The sequence below is a fragment of the Bordetella sp. N genome (genome assembly GCF_001433395.1).
Lineage (GTDB): Bacteria > Pseudomonadota > Gammaproteobacteria > Burkholderiales > Burkholderiaceae_B > Bordetella_C.
The window spans coordinates 3535213-3551055 of sequence record NZ_CP013111.1; the positions used below are offsets into that span (position 1 = coordinate 3535213).

The 15843-nt window shown below is 65.8% G+C and carries 16 protein-coding genes; 8 read left to right on the forward strand and 8 right to left on the reverse strand.

Going from position 1 to position 15843, the window contains the following annotated elements; genetic code table 11:
• Nucleotides 1-132: 132 nt before the first annotated feature.
• On the forward strand, nucleotides 133-642 hold the full coding sequence (locus ASB57_RS15020; RefSeq protein WP_057656170.1) for a peptidylprolyl isomerase: 510 nt from the start codon (nucleotides 133-135) through the stop codon (nucleotides 640-642).
• Entirely contained in the window at nucleotides 635-1405 is a 771-nt protein-coding gene (locus tag ASB57_RS15025; protein ID WP_057652952.1) for a UDP-2,3-diacylglucosamine diphosphatase, read from the forward strand. Before ASB57_RS15020 ends, ASB57_RS15025 begins: the two co-directional genes overlap by 8 nt.
• Before the next feature lie 165 nt (nucleotides 1406-1570).
• Here the strand turns inward: ASB57_RS15025 and ASB57_RS15030 are convergent, their stop codons facing one another.
• From ASB57_RS15030 to ASB57_RS15040, 3 genes are all read right to left on the reverse strand, one after another.
• On the reverse strand, nucleotides 1571-2434 hold the full coding sequence (locus tag ASB57_RS15030) for an undecaprenyl-diphosphate phosphatase (RefSeq protein WP_057652953.1): 864 nt from the start codon (nucleotides 2432-2434) through the stop codon (nucleotides 1571-1573).
• A gap of 20 nt (nucleotides 2435-2454) precedes the next feature.
• Complete coding sequence (locus tag ASB57_RS15035; RefSeq protein ID WP_057652954.1) at nucleotides 2455-4044, reverse strand: TerC family protein; 1590 nt, start codon at nucleotides 4042-4044, stop codon at nucleotides 2455-2457.
• A 524-nt stretch (nucleotides 4045-4568) separates the two neighbouring features.
• Nucleotides 4569-5357 (reverse strand): inositol monophosphatase family protein, encoded by a 789-nt coding sequence (locus ASB57_RS15040; protein WP_057652955.1) that lies wholly within the window; start codon nucleotides 5355-5357, stop codon nucleotides 4569-4571.
• Nucleotides 5358-5488: 131 nt separating this feature from the next.
• On the opposite strand from ASB57_RS15040, the gene ASB57_RS15045 reads away from it, so the two are divergent.
• Complete coding sequence (locus tag ASB57_RS15045) at nucleotides 5489-6253, forward strand: RNA methyltransferase (RefSeq protein ID WP_057652956.1); 765 nt, start codon at nucleotides 5489-5491, stop codon at nucleotides 6251-6253.
• A 251-nt stretch (nucleotides 6254-6504) separates the two neighbouring features.
• On the opposite strand, the gene ASB57_RS15050 is transcribed toward ASB57_RS15045, so the two are convergent.
• Nucleotides 6505-7428 (reverse strand): tripartite tricarboxylate transporter substrate binding protein, encoded by a 924-nt coding sequence (locus ASB57_RS15050; protein WP_231755462.1) that lies wholly within the window; start codon nucleotides 7426-7428, stop codon nucleotides 6505-6507.
• 340 nt (nucleotides 7429-7768) lie between these two features.
• Between ASB57_RS15050 and ASB57_RS15055 the strand changes: the two genes are divergently transcribed.
• A complete protein-coding gene (locus ASB57_RS15055) occupies nucleotides 7769-8527 on the forward strand; it encodes an IclR family transcriptional regulator (protein WP_057652958.1) in 759 nt (252 codons plus the stop codon).
• Here the strand turns inward: ASB57_RS15055 and ASB57_RS15060 are convergent.
• Both ASB57_RS15060 and ASB57_RS15065 read right to left on the reverse strand, forming a co-directional pair.
• A complete protein-coding gene (locus ASB57_RS15060) occupies nucleotides 8493-9362 on the reverse strand; it encodes a mechanosensitive ion channel family protein (protein WP_057652959.1) in 870 nt (289 codons plus the stop codon). The genes ASB57_RS15055 and ASB57_RS15060 overlap by 35 nt on opposite strands.
• A 144-nt stretch (nucleotides 9363-9506) precedes the next feature.
• A complete protein-coding gene (locus tag ASB57_RS15065; RefSeq protein ID WP_231755150.1) occupies nucleotides 9507-10124 on the reverse strand; it encodes an antibiotic biosynthesis monooxygenase in 618 nt (205 codons plus the stop codon).
• A gap of 328 nt (nucleotides 10125-10452) precedes the next feature.
• On the opposite strand from ASB57_RS15065, the gene ASB57_RS15070 reads away from it, so the two are divergent.
• Nucleotides 10453-11004 (forward strand): NADPH-dependent FMN reductase, encoded by a 552-nt coding sequence (locus ASB57_RS15070; RefSeq protein ID WP_057652960.1) that lies wholly within the window; start codon nucleotides 10453-10455, stop codon nucleotides 11002-11004.
• Between the two features lie 130 nt (nucleotides 11005-11134).
• On the opposite strand, the gene ASB57_RS15075 is transcribed toward ASB57_RS15070, so the two are convergent.
• Nucleotides 11135-11353: a dodecin gene (locus ASB57_RS15075; protein ID WP_057652961.1), complete on the reverse strand. Its 219-nt coding sequence runs from the start codon at nucleotides 11351-11353 to the stop codon at nucleotides 11135-11137.
• 173 nt (nucleotides 11354-11526) lie between these two features.
• On the opposite strand from ASB57_RS15075, the gene ASB57_RS31110 reads away from it, so the two are divergent.
• From ASB57_RS31110 to ASB57_RS15090, 3 genes are all read left to right on the forward strand, one after another.
• A complete protein-coding gene (locus tag ASB57_RS31110; RefSeq protein WP_057652962.1) occupies nucleotides 11527-11838 on the forward strand; it encodes a DUF6496 domain-containing protein in 312 nt (103 codons plus the stop codon).
• A gap of 199 nt (nucleotides 11839-12037) precedes the next feature.
• Nucleotides 12038-13609 carry a pyridoxal-dependent decarboxylase gene (locus ASB57_RS15085; RefSeq protein WP_231755151.1) on the forward strand — a complete coding sequence of 524 codons (1572 nt, stop codon included), beginning with the start codon at nucleotides 12038-12040 and terminating at the stop codon, nucleotides 13607-13609.
• On the forward strand, nucleotides 13606-14976 hold the full coding sequence (locus ASB57_RS15090; RefSeq protein WP_057652963.1) for a RimK family alpha-L-glutamate ligase: 1371 nt from the start codon (nucleotides 13606-13608) through the stop codon (nucleotides 14974-14976). The genes ASB57_RS15085 and ASB57_RS15090 overlap by 4 nt, the downstream gene beginning before the upstream one ends.
• 2 nt (nucleotides 14977-14978) lie before the next feature.
• Here the strand turns inward: ASB57_RS15090 and ASB57_RS15095 are convergent, their stop codons facing one another.
• Nucleotides 14979-15758: an alpha/beta fold hydrolase gene (locus ASB57_RS15095; protein ID WP_057652964.1), complete on the reverse strand. Its 780-nt coding sequence runs from the start codon at nucleotides 15756-15758 to the stop codon at nucleotides 14979-14981.
• Between the last annotated feature and the right edge of the window lie 85 nt (nucleotides 15759-15843).

Below are 15843 nucleotides of genomic sequence, written 5' to 3' on the forward strand. Positions count from 1 at the left end.
TCCCACCCGTTTTTGCGCCTGCTGCGCCACGCGGCATGCGGCCTGGCGATCGCCACGCTGGTGCCGGCCATGGCCAGCGCCGCGTCTACCTCCAACCAAACCGAATCATCCACCTCTGAAGGCAAGAAACCCATGAGCTCGAATCCCCGCGTCAAAGTGCAAACCAATCTGGGCGATTTCGTCATCACCCTCGACGCCGACAAGGCGCCCAAGACGGTGGCGAACTTCCTTGCCTACACCAAGGAAGGTTTCTACGACGGCACCATCTTCCATCGCGTCATCGACGGTTTCATGATCCAGGGCGGCGGCTTCGAGCCCGGCATGAAGCAAAAGCCCACCAAGGCCCCCATCGAAAACGAGGCCAACAACGGCCTGAAGAACGACAAGTACACGCTGGCCATGGCGCGTACCAATGATCCGCAATCGGCCACCGCGCAGTTCTTCGTCAACGTCGCCAACAACGACTTCCTGAACTTCACCGCGCCCACCGCCAATGGCTGGGGCTACGCCGTGTTCGGCCGCGTCACCGAAGGCACCGAAGTGATCGACAAGATCAAGGCCGTGAAGACCGGCAACAGCGGCTTCCACCAAAACGTGCCCAGCGAGGACGTGAAAATCGAGAAGGCCGAAGTCCTTGAATAAGGTTGCCTTGCCGGGCAGCGTCTGGATCGCCTCGGACATCCACCTTGGCCCGGCAACGCCGGCCACGGCGGAAGCGTTCATGGCCTTTCTGGACGCCGCCGCCGCGGAAGCGTCGGCCCTGCTCTTGCCGGGCGATATCTTCGATGCCTGGATCGGTGACGACGTCATCCGCCAGGCGCCGGCCTGGCTGGCCGATGCCCTGAAGGGCCTGCAACGCGTCGCCGGCGCCATCCCGCTGTGGCTGGGCCGCGGCAACCGGGACTTCCTGATGGGCCAGGAGCTGGCCGCCGCCATCGGGGCGAACCTGCTGCCGGAACCGGCGCTGCTGCAGACCGATTACGGCGACGTCCTGCTGACCCACGGCGACGAATTGTGTACCGACGATCAGGCGTACCAGCAGTTCCGCACCATGGTGCGTGATCCGCGCTGGCAGGCCGAGTTCCTCGGCCGGACCATACCGGAGCGCCTGGCTTTGGCGCAGCAGGCGCGCGGTGAAAGCATGACCGCGAACCAGACCAAGACGGCCGAGATCATGGACGTCAACAGCGATGCCGTGCAGGCACTGTTCCGCCAGACCGGCGTGGCCACTCTGGTGCACGGCCACACGCACCGTCCGCAACGCCATGTGTTGCAGATCGATGGCCGCAAGCGGGAACGCTGGGTCCTGCCGGACTGGGACTGTGATCACGCCAAGCCGGCACGCGGTGGCTGGCTGGTGATCGACGGCGACGGCCTGCAGTTCTTCGACCTGGCCGAAGAGTAGGTCCCCCCCGTACCGCGCTACGCGCGGCCCCCCAGGGGGCGGCACTGGCGGACCGGCAAAGCCGGCTCCGCTGTGCCCCGGATAGCAAAAACCTGGGCTTTGCACAGATTTTTTTCTGCCTCGCGGCATTAGCAACACCGCGCGGAGCGCACCGCGCAGCGCACCTTAGCGCAAGAACAGCACCAGCCCCACCACGATCCCCAACGCAATCCGATACCAGGCAAACACCCGGTAAGTGTGATTCGCGACGAATCGCAGCACCGCCCGCACCACCACCAGCGCGCTCAGGAAAGCCGCGATGAAGCCCACGACGATGGCCGTGACATCGTGCTGGCTGAGCAGCCCCATGTTCTTGTACGAGTCGTAGACCGACGCGCCCAGCATGGTCGGCATGGCCAGGAAGAAGGAAAACTCCGTGGCCGTCTTGCGCTGGATGCCGGCAATCATGCCGCCAATGATCGTCGAACCCGACCGCGACACCCCGGGAACCATCGCCAGGCACTGGGCAAAGCCCACACCCAGCGCCTGCTTCCACGTGATTTCCTCCAGGCGATGCGCGCTGGCGCGCACCTCGGAAGCGCTGTCGTCAGCCGCCGAGTGCGGCCCCGGCGTAGCGGCCTTCGTGTGGCGCTCGACAAACAGCATCACGAAACCACCCAGCACCAGCGTGGTCGCCACCACCGCGGGGTGATAGAACAGCTCCTTGATCGCGTGGATGAAGATGGCGCCGATCACCGCTGCCGGCAGGAAGGCCACCAGCAGATTGCGCGTGAACAGCATTTCGCTGCGCACGCCGGTGAAGGTGCCACGGATCAACTGCCACAGGCGTTCGCGGAAGATCCACATGACGGCCAGGATGGATCCGAACTGGATCACGACCTCGAACACCTTGCCGGAGCTCGATTGGAAATTGATCCAGTCCCCGAACAGGATCAGGTGCCCGGTGCTGGATACCGGAATGAACTCGGTGAGCCCTTCGATGATGCCCAGGAAGACGGCTTTGAGCAGATAGAGTGTGTTTTCAGTCACGATGACGGTTCAGGGTGAGGTCAGGAATCGGCGTCGTCATCCGCCTGCGCGATGTCCAGCGACAGACGCTGAACCCGGACGGAGGCAATGCGACGGCCGTCGAGTTGTAACACCTCAAACGTGAAACGCGCGTGAGGCGACACGAATTCGCAGGTATCGCCAGGCTGCGGCAAATGGCCGAAGCGCGACAACAGATAACCTGCAAGGGTCGAGTATTCCTGAGCTTCGTCCACCAGACCATCAGTCTCCAGTACCTGCTCCACATGGTGGAGGTCGGCGGCACCGTCGATCTTCCAACGGCCTTCCTCTTCCGGGACGATGTCGGGCATTTCGTCCTCGTCGGGGAACTCGCCGGCAATCGCCTCGAAGACGTCGATGGGCGTGACCAGCCCCTCGATGGCGCCGAACTCGTCGGCCACCAGCACCAGCTGGCCGCGCGCGCGCTTGAGGATGTCCATCAGGCGCAGGATGCCGATCGACTCATGCACGATGATGGGCTCGCGCAGGCGGTCCCGCTGCACGCGTCCTTCGGTGATGAGGTCGCCCACCAGATCCTTGGCGCGCGCGATGCCCAGCACCTCGTCCAGCGTGCCCCGGCAGACCGGGAAGAAGCTGTGCGGGGCATCGGTGATCTGCGCGCGGATGGTGTCGGCATCGTCGTCGATGTCGATCCAGGTCAGGTTGGTGCGCGGCGTCATGATGGAACGGATGGACCGTTCCGCCAGCGTCAGCACGCCGCTGACCATATTGCGTTCCTCCACGCCGAAGGCCGACGGCTGTTCGGCCGTGGCATGGCCGTCGGATTCGGCCTCTTCGTCAGCCGGCACGGGCGCGCGCTTGCCCAGCATGCGCAACACGCCTTCCGCCGTGCGCTCGCGCATGGGGCGGCGGGCGTCCATCCGCAGCAGGTTGCGACGCGCCAGCTGGTTCAAGGCCTCGATCAGGACCGAGAAGCCGATGGCCGCATACAGGTAACCCTTGGGCACCTTGAAGCCGAAGCTTTCCGCGACCAGCGAGAAACCGATCATCAGCAGGAAGCCCAGACACAGCACCACCACGGTGGGATGTGCGTTGACGAAGCGGGTCAGGGGCTTGGAGGCCAGCAGCATGATGCCGATGGCAATGACCACGGCAATCATCATGATGGCCAGATGGTCCACCATGCCGACCGCGGTAATCACCGAGTCCAGCGAGAACACCGCGTCCAGCACCACGATCTGCGTCACGATGACCCAGAAGCTGGCATAGACACGTGGACCATGGCTGGCCTGCTGCACGCCTTCAAGGCGTTCGTGCAGCTCCATGGTGCCCTTGAACAGCAGGAAGAAACCACCCACCATGAGTATCAAGTCACGGCCGGAGGGGTTGAGCGGTCCGATGGAAAACAGCGGCGTGGTCAGCGTGACCAGCCAGGACATCACCGACAGCAGTACCAGCCGCATGATCAAGGCTAATGACAGGCCAAGTATGCGCGCGCGATCGCGCTGCTTGGGTGGCAGCTTTTCGGCGAGGATAGCGATGAAGATGAGGTTGTCTATCCCGAGAACTATTTCAAGGATGACGAGGGTAAGCAGGCCGACCCAGGCAGCGGGGTCCAGCAGCCACTCCATGTGTAACTCCAACAGTTAAGGAACCGGTAATCGTACATGAAAAGCCGGTCAGCACCGGTCACATGGCTAAATAGGCGCGGCCGGCCGAGCGCGGCAGGCTGAGTCGCGGCCGGCATGCGTCAAACGCCGCCATCCGGACGACCACGCGACTGGCACCGGGATTTCGGCAAGGATGAGTGTTGTTTAGGCTTTGTGGCCGATGGCGCGGACGGGCGTGTCGAGGTGAAATACGTTCACAGACCCGATCGGCCCCCTGCCCCAATCCGCCCGCGTTCCCCCTCTCCCCCCGGCCTACCCACAGCAGGCCCCGCGCGCGAAGCAAGGCAGGCCCGACGGGTCTGGCCAGTTTCACTACTTCCAGCTGGATGAAGATCCAGCCACAAGAAGCGCGCAAGCGGGAAGCCTGCCTGACGCGCTTGCATGAACATAGGGCCGCCTTGAAGGGCGGCCCATTTTTCTACGCGCGCGGCGGCGGGCCGCACGTCGTTCGGCCGGCACCGGCTATCCACCAGCACCGCCAGGCATCACGCCTGGGACGGGCCGCCCTGCAGAGTGCCCAGCACCTGCGTGAAGATCTTGGGCGTGGCGGCCAGCACATTGCCCGAATCCAGCCAGCCCTGTTCGCCGGTGAAGTCCGACACCAGGCCGCCCGCTTCCATCACCAGCAAACTGCCGGCGGCCAGATCCCAGGGCTTCAGGCCGACGCCGCAGAAGCCGTCCAGGCGGCCACAAGCCACGTAGGCCATGTCCAGCACCGTCGAACCCATCCGGCGCACGCCGACGACGTTCTCGGCGACCTGGCGGAACTTGCCGCTGCCCTGGTCGGGGCCGGCCGAGCCGGCCCAATGCGCGCCCAGCAGGGCCTCGTGGTAACGGGTACGTCCCGAAACGCGCACGCGACGGTCGTTCAGGAAAGCACCGCTACCGCGGCTGGCGGTGAACAGCTCGTTGCGCGAGGGATCGAAGATCACGGCCTGGGTCGGCACGCCCTTCTGCAGCAAGGCGATGGAAATCGCGAAGTTCGGCAGGCCGTGGATGAAATTGGTGGTGCCGTCGAGCGGATCGATGATCCACTGGTATTCAGCTTGCTGGGCGCCCTGCAAACCGAACTCCTCGCCCAGCATGGCGTGGTCGGGATAGGCCGCCTGCAACGTCTCCACGATGGCGGTTTCGGAAGCCTGATCGACTTCCGTGACATAATCCCGCGGCCCTTTCTTGGCTACGTTGAGTCTTTCCAGGTCGAGGCTGGCACGGTTGATAATGGTGCCGGCACGCCGGGCCGCCTTGATGGCGATGTTGAGCATCGGGTGCATAGATTTCCGTTTTTTCGCACAAACGCGCAAGTAGCCGCGGGAACCCTTCCCAGCCCACCCCGTCCCCTGGAAACCAGGGGTTCGCGGGCTGAAATAAAGCCGGCCTGCTTGCGCCAAACGTGGCATTTTAAATGACTCAGGCATTTTCACGCGTTCGTTTCATCATGGTGCAGCCCAGCCACCCCGGCAACGTGGGTTCCGCGGCCCGCGCCATCAAGACGATGGGCTTCTCCACGCTATCCCTGGTCGAGCCGAAATTCAGCGACATGACGACCCAGCCGGAGGCCCAGGCCCTGGCCAGCGGCGCCGGGGACGTGCTGGCCGCCGCCAGCGTCCACGCCACCTTGGAAGAGGCGCTGGCCCCGGTCACCCTGGCTTTCGCCCTGACGGCGCGGGTGCGCGACCTGGGCCCCCCGCCCTGCGATATCCGCCAGGCGGCAGACCTTGCCCGTGCCCATATGGATGAGCACGGCGACGGCGAGATTGCCATCGTTCTGGGTACCGAGCGGGCCGGGCTGACCAACGCCCATATCGCGGCCTGCCACCGGATCTGCCATATTCCAGCCAATCCTGAATACAGTTCCCTGAATGTGGCCCAGGCCCTGCAACTGGCGGCGTGGGAGCTGCGTTATGCCCTGCTGTCGCACGCCGGCGTGGACCTGTTGCCGCCCACCCAGGCTGCCGCGCCCGACCCCGGCGCGGCGCCCGCGTCGAGCGCGGCGGTGCAGGCTTTCCTGGCGCACTGGGAAGAAGCCCTGGTCGCGGTCAAGTTCCTCGATCCGCAGCATCCCAAGAAACTGCTGCCGCGCATGCGGCATCTGTTCAGCCGCGCCGCCTTGACGCGCGACGAAGTCGACATGCTGCGCGGCGTGTGCACAGCAATGCTAAAGAAATAGGCCCACCCCCGACGCGCTACGCGCGTCCCCCTCAAGGGGGCGGCACTGGCGAGGGAAGGCCCACCCCAGCGCGCTACGCGCGCCCCCCTCAAGGAGCGGCACTGGCGAGGGAAGGCCCACCCCAGCGCGCTACGCGCGCCCCCCTCAAGGGGCGGCACTGGCGGACCGGCAAAGCCGGCTCCGCTGTGCCTGCGATCACTCCAAAAAATAGGGCGGCCCAGGGCCGCCCTATTTTTTACGTCATGCGACGACTAGTCGACCGTCGCGCCGGAAGCCTTCACCACCACCGCCCACTGGTCCACTTCGGACTTGATGAACTGGCCGAATTCGGCCGGCGTGGTCTTGACCGCCACCGCGCCCAACTGCTCGTAGCTGCGCTTCACCTCAGGCTTGTCGAGCGCCTTCACCATGATGGCGTTGAGCTTCTCGATCACTTCCGGCGGCGTCTTGGCCGGCGCGATCAGGCCGAACCACGACGACACGTCGAACTTCGGGAAACCCGACTCAGCCATGGTCGGCAGGTCCGGCGCGCTGGCCGAACGTTCCTTGGTGGTCACCGCCAACGCGCGCAACTTGCCGCTTTGCACGTGCGGCCAGGACGACGGCATGTTGTCGAACATGAACTGCACCTGGCCGCCGATCAAGTCGGTCAGGGCCGGGCCGCTACCCTTGTAGGGCACGTGCATCACGTCGACACCGGCTTGCTGCTTGAACAGCTCACCCGCCAGGTGAATCGAAGTGCCGCTGCCCGACGACGCGAAATTCAGCTTGCCGGGATGGGACTTGGCGTAATCGACCAATTCCTTGACCGACTTGACCGGCACGCTGGGATTGACCACCAGCACGTTGGGCACCTTGGCCGCGAGGGCGATCGGCGCGAAATCCTTGTTCAGGTCGAAGTTGACCTTGGGATACAGCGTCTGGTTGATCGCGCTGGTGACCGCGACGAAATACAGGGTATAGCCGTCGGCGGGGGAACGCGCGACGTATTCGGTGCCGATATTGCTGCCGGCGCCCGGCTTGTTCTCGACCACGAAGGACTGGCCAGTGGCCTCGGTCAACTCCTTGGCCATGATGCGCGCGATCACGTCAGTAGTACCGCCAGCCGAGAATCCGACAACGATACGAACGGGCTTGTCGGGGTAAGCCGCATGGGCCGTCGCACCGAAAGTCATTACAGCGCACGCGCCGGCCACGGTTGCAGCCTTGCGCCAAAGGGCAAGCTTTTGGCTCATTTGCCTCTCTCCAGGATTGTCCATTTGATGGACGATTAAAATAATTGCTGCCTGATTTTCGGATATCAGGCAACATACGGCAACAAGATGTCCATGGCTTGGACGCCAAACTGAATGGCGGCTTTCCGACCCGTGGACAGACAACCGACTTAACGAGACATAGCGCCGGGCCGAGGCCGCGCGCGACGGTCACGGCACGTCGCCGGCGGACGCACTTCTCCTATCCGCCAGCTGCCGCCGCCATCGCGCGAACGCACCCGACCGGCGCGCCCCGGGATTCATGGAAGAAAGCCGCTCCACCTCCACCGGCCCTCGCACGCTGCGGCGTGGGCTGCTAGTGCTGGCCGCTCTGCGCGACCACGGCAACGATGGACTTAGCGTGACCGACCTGGCGCGCCATACGCAGATCCAACGCCCCACCATTTATCGCCTGCTGGCGGCCCTGCTGGAAGCGGGCCTCGCCCAGTCCGTGGCGGGCACCAAGAAGTACCGCGCCATGCTGGCGCCGAGTGCCGCCATCAGCGAACCGGACCCGCGCCTGCGCCAGACCCTGCCCATCCTGCGGCGGCTGGCCGAACGCACTGGCGACGCGGTATTCCTGGTGGTGCGCGAAGGGGACGAGTCGGTCTCCCTGCATCGGGAGATCGGTGGTTATCCGGTGCAGATCCTGGCCACCTATGCCGGCAAGCACCAGCCGCTGGGCGTAGGGTCGGGCGGCATGGCCCTGCTGGCCGCGCTATCGGACGAGGTGGCGCAAGGCATCGTCATGCGCAATGCCAATCAGCTGGATGAATACGGCGGCATGACCACCCACGAAATGCTGCGCCTGATCGAAACCACCCGGGCGCGTGGCTATTCCGTGGTCGGCAATCACGCCGTGCGCGGCGCGCTGGGGGTGGGTTGCGCGCTGCTGGACGCCGACGGCGTGCCCTTGCTGGCCATCAGCGTGACGGCCATCATCGACCGCATGCCGGCACAGCGGCAACGCGAAATCGCGGGTTGGATCAAGGCTGAGTTGGCGCGCCTGAAGACGGTTTGACAGTGGCCGGCGGCGCTTCGCCCGGGCCCGAGATCACCCGAACAGGCACGGGCGGCTGGAAGCCGTTCTGGTCCAGCTGCAGTCGCACCTGGCGCAGCAGGTCCCAGCGATATTCCCAGTAGCGCGGCGACTCCACCCAGGAGCGCACGTTCACCGTGATCACGTTGTCGAGATATTCGAACACCCGCACTTCGGGCGCCGGGTCTTTCAAGGCCAGCGGATGCTCGTTGACCAGCTTCGTCAACAATGCGAGAGCCTGCTCCAGGTCGTCGCCGTAGCGGATGCCGACCGGCAGATCGAAGCGGCGCGTGGGATTGCGGCTGAAGTTGGTGATGGTGGCGTTCCACACCGTGCTGTTGGGCAGGGAGATATGGATACCGTCCGGCTGCACCAGCCGGGTCAGGAACAGGCCGACCTCTTCCACCGTGCCGTTGCTGCCGGAACTGAGCGACACGAACTCGCCGGCGCGCACGGGGCGCAGAAGCAGCAGCATGATGCCCGCCGCGATGTTCTGCAGCGTGCCCTGCAAGGCCAGGCCGACGGCCAGGCCGGCCGCGCCCAGCACCGCGATGATGCTGGCCGTCTGCACGCCGAAACGCGCCAGCACGGCCACCACGGTGAAAATGCGGATCGACCACACCACGGTCGAATGAAAGATGGGAATGATGGTGGGGTCGACCCGCGCCGAGCGGCGCGCGATGCGGCGAACCCATTTGCCTAGCAGCGCGGAGATCCACCAGCCGAGTACCAGGATCAGCAGCGCCGTCAGCAGGTTCACACCCAGGTCGAAGAAACGCGGGATCAGTTGGGTGATGTCCGACATGGCGAAATTCATACGCTCTCTACCTGCAATCTGCGTCCGTCAATCAGTAAGGCACGGCGCGCGGGGGCGCCGTCAATTGGAGCGCACTTTAGCAGATGAGACCGCCGTGCCAGACGCTTGCAGCGCCACGCCTGGCCGTCGCGATACCTCGATGAATCACCCGCGCACGGCGCTGCCGCGCAGCCGCAGCAGGTTGCCCAGCATCCGCAACGGCGCGGGCGCGGCGGGGCGCGGCACGCCGGGATGCAGCCAGTGGTGCAGCACCCGCGTCACCAGGGGAATCAGCACGTAGGACAGGATGGGCGTCATCACGGAACAGGTCAGCAGGACGCGCCAGAACGTGGGCATGGGTGTCAGGGCATCCTTGAACACCAGGCTGAAAGCCAGCAAGGCCGGGAAGTACACCACCCAGATGCTGAACGCCTGCTTCCAGCGGGGCGGCGCGCTTTTCTGCGGGCCGAACCAGCTGTCCATGCCGGTGGCGCGATGGACTTTGCTGGCGCGCACCAGTTGCGCGCCGCGCTCCAGCCACATGCGGCGGGGCAGCGAGCGTTCGTAGCGGTCCAGGCTGGCCGCGTCATGGAAGCGCAGCACGATCTGGTACTGATCACCTCCTTCCGGCGGTTGCAATACTCCCGAGCCCAGGAAGCCGGGAAAGCCGGCGGCCAGGATTTCGCCCTGCCGCAGCCAGGCGAGAAAATCGCTGTAGCGCTCGGGGGTGATCTGGCGCGTGACCAACATGGTCACGGGGGGGCTGATACGGGGGGTGGACATGACTACTCCTGCTGCTGCGACTGAAACCGGGATAACCCTAAGGGTTCTAAAGCAAAGTCCATGCCAACACTGCGGCGCAGCAATGGCGCACTTGCCCGTACGGGCAGCTCGGCGTGCGGATGAATTGTCGCACCGCAACATGCGTCATATTAGTGATTTCCCTTATCCGCTGCACCAAACCGGTGCATACCTCATCCCGACCTGTCCCGCCCTTGGATAGGCCTGGACAGGCCTTGAACGCCGCGGCACTCCGCGCATGCCGTCATTGCCCCGCCACGATCCCCTCTCTACACTGGTCGCTCGTCTTTCCCACGTTGAGGAGCGCTTCATGAATTACGACATCGCGGTATTGGTAGGCAGCCTGCGCAAGGGCTCCATCAATCTTCAACTGGCCAAGGCACTGGAAAAGCTGGTGCCGGAGAACGTCACCTTCAGGTACGCCAGCCTGGCCGACATCCCGCTCTTCAATCAGGACGATGAAAACGACATGCCCGCCGCCGCCGCGGCGCTCAAGGCATTGATTGCCGGATCGCACGGCGCGCTGTTCGTCACGCCGGAACACAACCGGTCAGTGCCGGCCGCGTTGAAGAACGCCATCGACTGGGGTACCCGGCCCTGGGGGCAGAACAACTGGAACAACAAGCCCGTCGGCATCGTCGGCGCGTCGCCCAGCGCGGCGGGCACGGCCCTGGCCCAGCAGCACCTGCGCAACATCCTGGCGGCCGAAGGCGCGCCCGCGCTGACCACGCCGGAAGTCTTCCTGCAATTCAAGGAAGGCCTGGTCGACGCTGATTTCAATATCACCAACGCCGACACCAAGGCCTTCCTGCAAGGCTGGGTCGACCACTACGTCGCCTGGGTCGCCAAGTTCAGCAACTAAGCGAACGTGCAGAAGGGGCCCATGAGGCCCCTTCGCATCCCTGCCTTCGCAGCCCACGCAGGCCCAAAGATTTTTTCCCGATATGCTTAATCGGGCCGGGCCCCGCGGCGCCTCGCGCGCGTCATGCCTGTCATGCGCCCGGCTCTTCGATGCGCATGCCGATCTTCAAGCCTACCTGCCAGTGCGCCACTTTGCCGTTTTCGATGTGGCCGCGCACCGTCGTCACTTCGAACCATTCGATATTGCGCAGCGTCTTCGAAGCCCGTTCGATCGCGCGCTGCACGGCGTCATCGCTGGACGTGGTCGACGAACCGACCAATTCGACTTGCTTGTAAACGTGGTTGGCCATGAGAGCCTTCTCCTGTTCCGCTGGACGGCGGTCGCGCTGCCGGCACGATCGGCCGGCGCGGCTGTGCCGCAAGTGCCGTGCTCAACCGCTGCAGCCAAGTCGCGGAAGGCACAGGGTTTGCTGAAACAGGCCTGATCGCAACGAACGCAAGCCGATTTCAGGAGGCATCCATCATGCCGGAACGCAAAACCGTGGCTCGTGCCACTCGTGACAAGAAGGAAGGCAAATCCGCGTCGACCCAGGCCGGCGAATTCGTCAAGGAGCAGGTGGACCGTGCCCACGCAGGTAAAGGTGCCGCCCGCTCCACCAAGCAGGCCATCGCCATCGGCCTGTCCGAAGCGCGCCGGGCCGGTGTGAAGGTCCCCGCCAAGAAGGCCGGATCCACCGCGACCAAGCGCACCGCGGCCGACCGCTCCGCCGCCGCGAAGAAAGCGGCCCGGACCCGCGCCGCCAACAAGAAGGCGCACGCCGCCAGCCATCACTAAGCTGACACAGCAGGCTGAGCGCCCCACCCGTCAGTCCCTTACCTCTGCCCAAAAGCCGAAAATGGCCGCAAACAGGCCCGCTGATCGGCTGTCCCCCCTGGCGCGCGCGGTGGCAACATGGCCATGACTCCGCAACCGGCCGCGCCGCCCGTCTTCCCTCGGATGGAGCGCCAGGCCCGAAGACATCTTGCCATTGCCCGTGCCCCCCTCCTCCCCGTCCGCCGCGCCCCAGACCTCGCTGGATCCCGCCGATTGGTCCGACCTGCGCGCCCAGGGCCATCGCATGCTCGACGACATGTTCGACTACCTGAGCACGCTGCGCGATCGCCCCGTCTGGCAGCCCGCGCCGCCCGCCGTGCGGGCCGGTTTCAGCAGCCCCATGCCGCGTCAACCGACCGACCTGGCCGTGGCGCACAACCGGTTCATGGAGGAAATCCTGCCCTACGCGGTGGGTAACGCGCACCCCGGCTTCATGGGCTGGGTGCACGGCGGCGGCAGCGCTGTCGGCATGCTGGCCGAGACGCTGGCCGCCGGACTCAATGCCAATCTGGGTGGACGCAATCAGATTCCCATCGAGGTGGAGCGCCAGATCGCCCGCTGGATGGCGGAACTGTTCGGCATGCCCGCGGGCGCCGGCGGGCTGTTCGTCACCGGCACCTCCATGGCCAACCTGATCGGCGTCCTGGTCGCCCGTACCTCCGCGCTGGGCCGTGCCGTGCGCCAGGCCGGCGTCGCCGCGCAAGCCGACCGCCTGGTGGCGTACACGTCCGTCTGCGCCCATGGCTGCATCGCCCAGGCGATGGACATCGCCGGTCTGGGCATCGAGAACCTGCGCAAGATCCCGGTGGACGCCCAGTTCCGCATGGACCCCGTGGCCTTGCAGGCCGCCATCGACGCCGACCGCCAGGCCGGCTTGCGCCCTTTCCTGATCGCCGGCACCGCCGGCACGGTGGACGTGGGCGCGGTCGACCCGCTGAACACGCTGGCCGACATCGCCGCCCGCGAACAGCTCTGGTTCCACGTCGACGGCGCCTTTGGTGCGCTGGCCATGCTGGCGCCGGGCCTCGCTCCGCTGCTCCAGGGCATAGAACGGGCGGATTCCGTCGCCTTCGATTTCCACAAGTGGGGCCAGGTGCCCTATGACGCCGGTTTCATCCTGGTGCGCGACAGCGCGGCCCAGCAGGCGGCTTTCGCCGCCAGCGCGGCGTATCTGAGCCGCGACGACCGCGGCCTGGCCGCCAATTCGCCCTGGCCCTGCGACCTCGGTCCCGACCTGTCGCGCGGGTTCCGGGCCTTGAAGACGTGGTTCACCCTGACGGTGTATGGCGCCGATCACCTGGGTGCGGTGATCGCCCATACCTGCACGGTGGCGCAAGGTCTGGCGGCGCGGGTCCAGGCCGAGCCGCGCCTGGAGCTACTGGCGCCGGTGGCATTGAACATCGTCTGCTTCCGCTATCGCGCCGAAGACGCGGCGGCGGCCGACCGCCTGAACGCGGCCATCGTGCTGGAGTTGCAGGAGTCCGGCCTGGCCGCGCCGTCCACCACGCGCATCGGCGGCGCCCTGGCCATCCGGGCGGCCATCGTCAATCATCGCAGCACCCATGTGGATACCGACCGCCTGTTCGACGCCGTCCTGGCGATAGGGGCGCAGTTGACGGGGCAGGCGCCGCTCAAGAATGAAGGTGACACGGCGACGACCGACGCCGGCGTTGCCGCTACCACGGTGCCCGCGCGCGCCGTTACTGACCTCGAATCGCAAGCCGTACTATGAACGACACGACGACTGCCGCCACCTCAAACGCGGCGCCCGCGGCCAGCGCCAACCTCGCGCATGACGGCACCGCCAAGGCGATCGCCGCGTCTGGCCCCGCCCTGATCGGCAAAGGTGAACTGATCACCTACGCTTTTCAGCGCGGCGATCTCGACGCCCTGCGCCAGCAACTGCTCGCCCGCGCCCAGCAGGACGCGGCCGACTGCAATGCGGCGCTGGACCTGTCCATGGTGCTGCTGCTGCAAGGCCAGCACGACACCGCCATGGCGCTGCAACGGCATACGGTGCAGGCCCAGCCCCTGTATCACCAGGCCGCCGGCCGCCAGCCGGCCACGCTGCGCCTGTTGGCTCTGGTCGCCTGCGGTGACTTCCTGGCCAATACGCCCCTGGAATTCCTGATCGCTGACTCGGACATCGCCCTGGACATTCTTTACGTGGGCGAAGGCATTCCCGCGCCCCAGGAACTGCCCGAGCATGACGCGGTGATCGTCGCCGTCGGCGAATCGACCGCCAACCGCCCGCTACTGGATGCCCTGCAAACACCCTTGGCGCAATGGCATCGGCCGGTGCTGAACCGGCCCGAACACGTGTTGAAGACGTCGCGCGACGGCCTGGGCGCGGCCTTGCAGGACGCGCCGGGCATCCGCGTACCGGTGATCCGGCGGGTCACCCGCGCCGAGCTTGACGCCTTGGCCCAGGGCCTGTCGCGTCCCGCGGATCTGCTACCCGGCGTGGACTATCCCGTGCTGGTACGCCCCCTGGACTCGCACGCCGGCCATGGCCTGGAGAAAATCGACCAGGCCGCCGATCTCGCCGCATATCTCGCTGCTCATGACGCGGCTGCGGCTGGGGCGGCAGGCCAAGAAGCGGCACCCGTGCCCGCGTCCGCCCAGGAAGCCGGCAGCGATGCCGGCCAGGCCGCGTTCTATCTGTCCCAGTTCATCGACTACCGCAGCCCCGACAACCGTTATCGCAAGTACCGCGTGGTGCTGGTCCAGGGCCGCCCTTTTCTGGGCCACCTGGGCATCTCCCCGCGCTGGATGGTGCATTACCTCAACGCGGACATGCTGGAGAACGCCGACAACCGTGCCGAAGAAGGCGCGCGGATGCAGAACTTCGAGAGCGACTTCGGCGCCCGCCACGCAGCGGCCTTCAGCGACATCCACCAGCGCGTCGGCCTGGACTATTTCGTCATGGACTGCGCCGAGACGCCGGACGGCCAGTTGCTGGTATTCGAAGGCGACACCTGCGGCATCGTCCACGCGATGGATCCGGAAGACATCTTCCCCTACAAGGCGCCGAATATGCGCCGCATTTTCACCGCCTTCCAGGACATGGTGCGCCAGCGCGCGGCTCCGCAGGGCTGACCTCAGGCCAAGGCGCTGACGAACTCGGCGCACGCCTGGGCGACGGCTTCCGGCGCTTCGAGCGGTGCCAGGTGGCCGGTGCCGGCCAGGGTCCGGAAGTCGGCGCGTGGCAGCACTCGCGCATAGACAGGCCTGAGCACCGCCACGCGTTCCACCTGATCCTGCTCGCCCACGACGATCAGCACGGGCGCGGTAATGCCCGCCACAGCGCCGATGTCCGCCAGCATGCCCGCGTCGGTCCAATACGCCTTCGCTTGCGGGGCGCCCTGCAAGGTATCGGCCAGGACCTGCTGTTTGTCTTCTTCAGCCAGGGCCTGGTGCGTCAGCACCGCCAATGCCTGCTCGACGCCGGCGGGGCTTTGATAGGACGCCAGCATGCCTGCCCGCACGTCCGCCGGAACGGCCATGCCGCCGGGAGGCGACGGCGCCACCAGGACGACACCCGCGAGTGCCGCCGGGGCGCGCCGCGCCACGATCTGGGCCACCTTGCCGCCCATCGAATGACCGACCAGGAAATAGCTGTCCAGGTTCAAGCCTTCGGCCAAGGCCATGACGTCGTCGGCCATCGCCTCCAGGTCATAGCGGTCGTCGAGCGCGACGGACCGGCCCCAGCCGCGCAGATCGACCGAGATGCAGCGTGCCTGGTCCGCCAGCCGTTCTGTCACATGGCGCCAGGTGCGGGACGACCCGCCCCAGTAGTGCAGGAAGATGATGTTCGGACCACCGGTGCCGATCTGCTCGTAGTGGATGCGCGCGCCCGCGGTGGTGAAGGATGAGTCCATGTTCAGCTCCGTTCATGTCAGGAAGCCTATTGTGGATCTCGGAAGCAGCATTGATAATCAGGCCAATAATCCAAATATTTAGTAC

Bases quoted from the DNA above. Each gene is read 5' to 3' on its own strand.
- ASB57_RS15040 (WP_057652955.1), bottom strand. From the start codon at position 5,357: ATGCACCCGATGCTCAACATCGCCATCAAGGCGGCCCGGCGTGCCGGC.
- ASB57_RS15060 (WP_057652959.1), bottom strand. From the start codon at position 9,362: ATGAATTTCGCCATGTCGGACATCACCCAACTGATCCCGCGTTTCTTC.
- ASB57_RS15050 (WP_231755462.1), bottom strand. From the start codon at position 7,428: ATGACTTTCGGTGCGACGGCCCATGCGGCTTACCCCGACAAGCCCGTT.
- ASB57_RS15020 (WP_057656170.1), top strand. From the start codon at position 133: ATGAGCTCGAATCCCCGCGTCAAAGTGCAAACCAATCTGGGCGATTTC.
- ASB57_RS15075 (WP_057652961.1), bottom strand. From the start codon at position 11,353: ATGGCCAACCACGTTTACAAGCAAGTCGAATTGGTCGGTTCGTCGACC.
- ASB57_RS15070 (WP_057652960.1), top strand. From the start codon at position 10,453: ATGAATTACGACATCGCGGTATTGGTAGGCAGCCTGCGCAAGGGCTCC.
- ASB57_RS15055 (WP_057652958.1), top strand. From the start codon at position 7,769: ATGGAAGAAAGCCGCTCCACCTCCACCGGCCCTCGCACGCTGCGGCGT.
- ASB57_RS15035 (WP_057652954.1), bottom strand. From the start codon at position 4,044: ATGGAGTGGCTGCTGGACCCCGCTGCCTGGGTCGGCCTGCTTACCCTC.
- ASB57_RS31110 (WP_057652962.1), top strand. From the start codon at position 11,527: ATGCCGGAACGCAAAACCGTGGCTCGTGCCACTCGTGACAAGAAGGAA.
- ASB57_RS15065 (WP_231755150.1), bottom strand. From the start codon at position 10,124: ATGTCCACCCCCCGTATCAGCCCCCCCGTGACCATGTTGGTCACGCGC.
- ASB57_RS15095 (WP_057652964.1), bottom strand. From the start codon at position 15,758: ATGGACTCATCCTTCACCACCGCGGGCGCGCGCATCCACTACGAGCAG.
- ASB57_RS15090 (WP_057652963.1), top strand. From the start codon at position 13,606: ATGAACGACACGACGACTGCCGCCACCTCAAACGCGGCGCCCGCGGCC.
- ASB57_RS15045 (WP_057652956.1), top strand. From the start codon at position 5,489: ATGACTCAGGCATTTTCACGCGTTCGTTTCATCATGGTGCAGCCCAGC.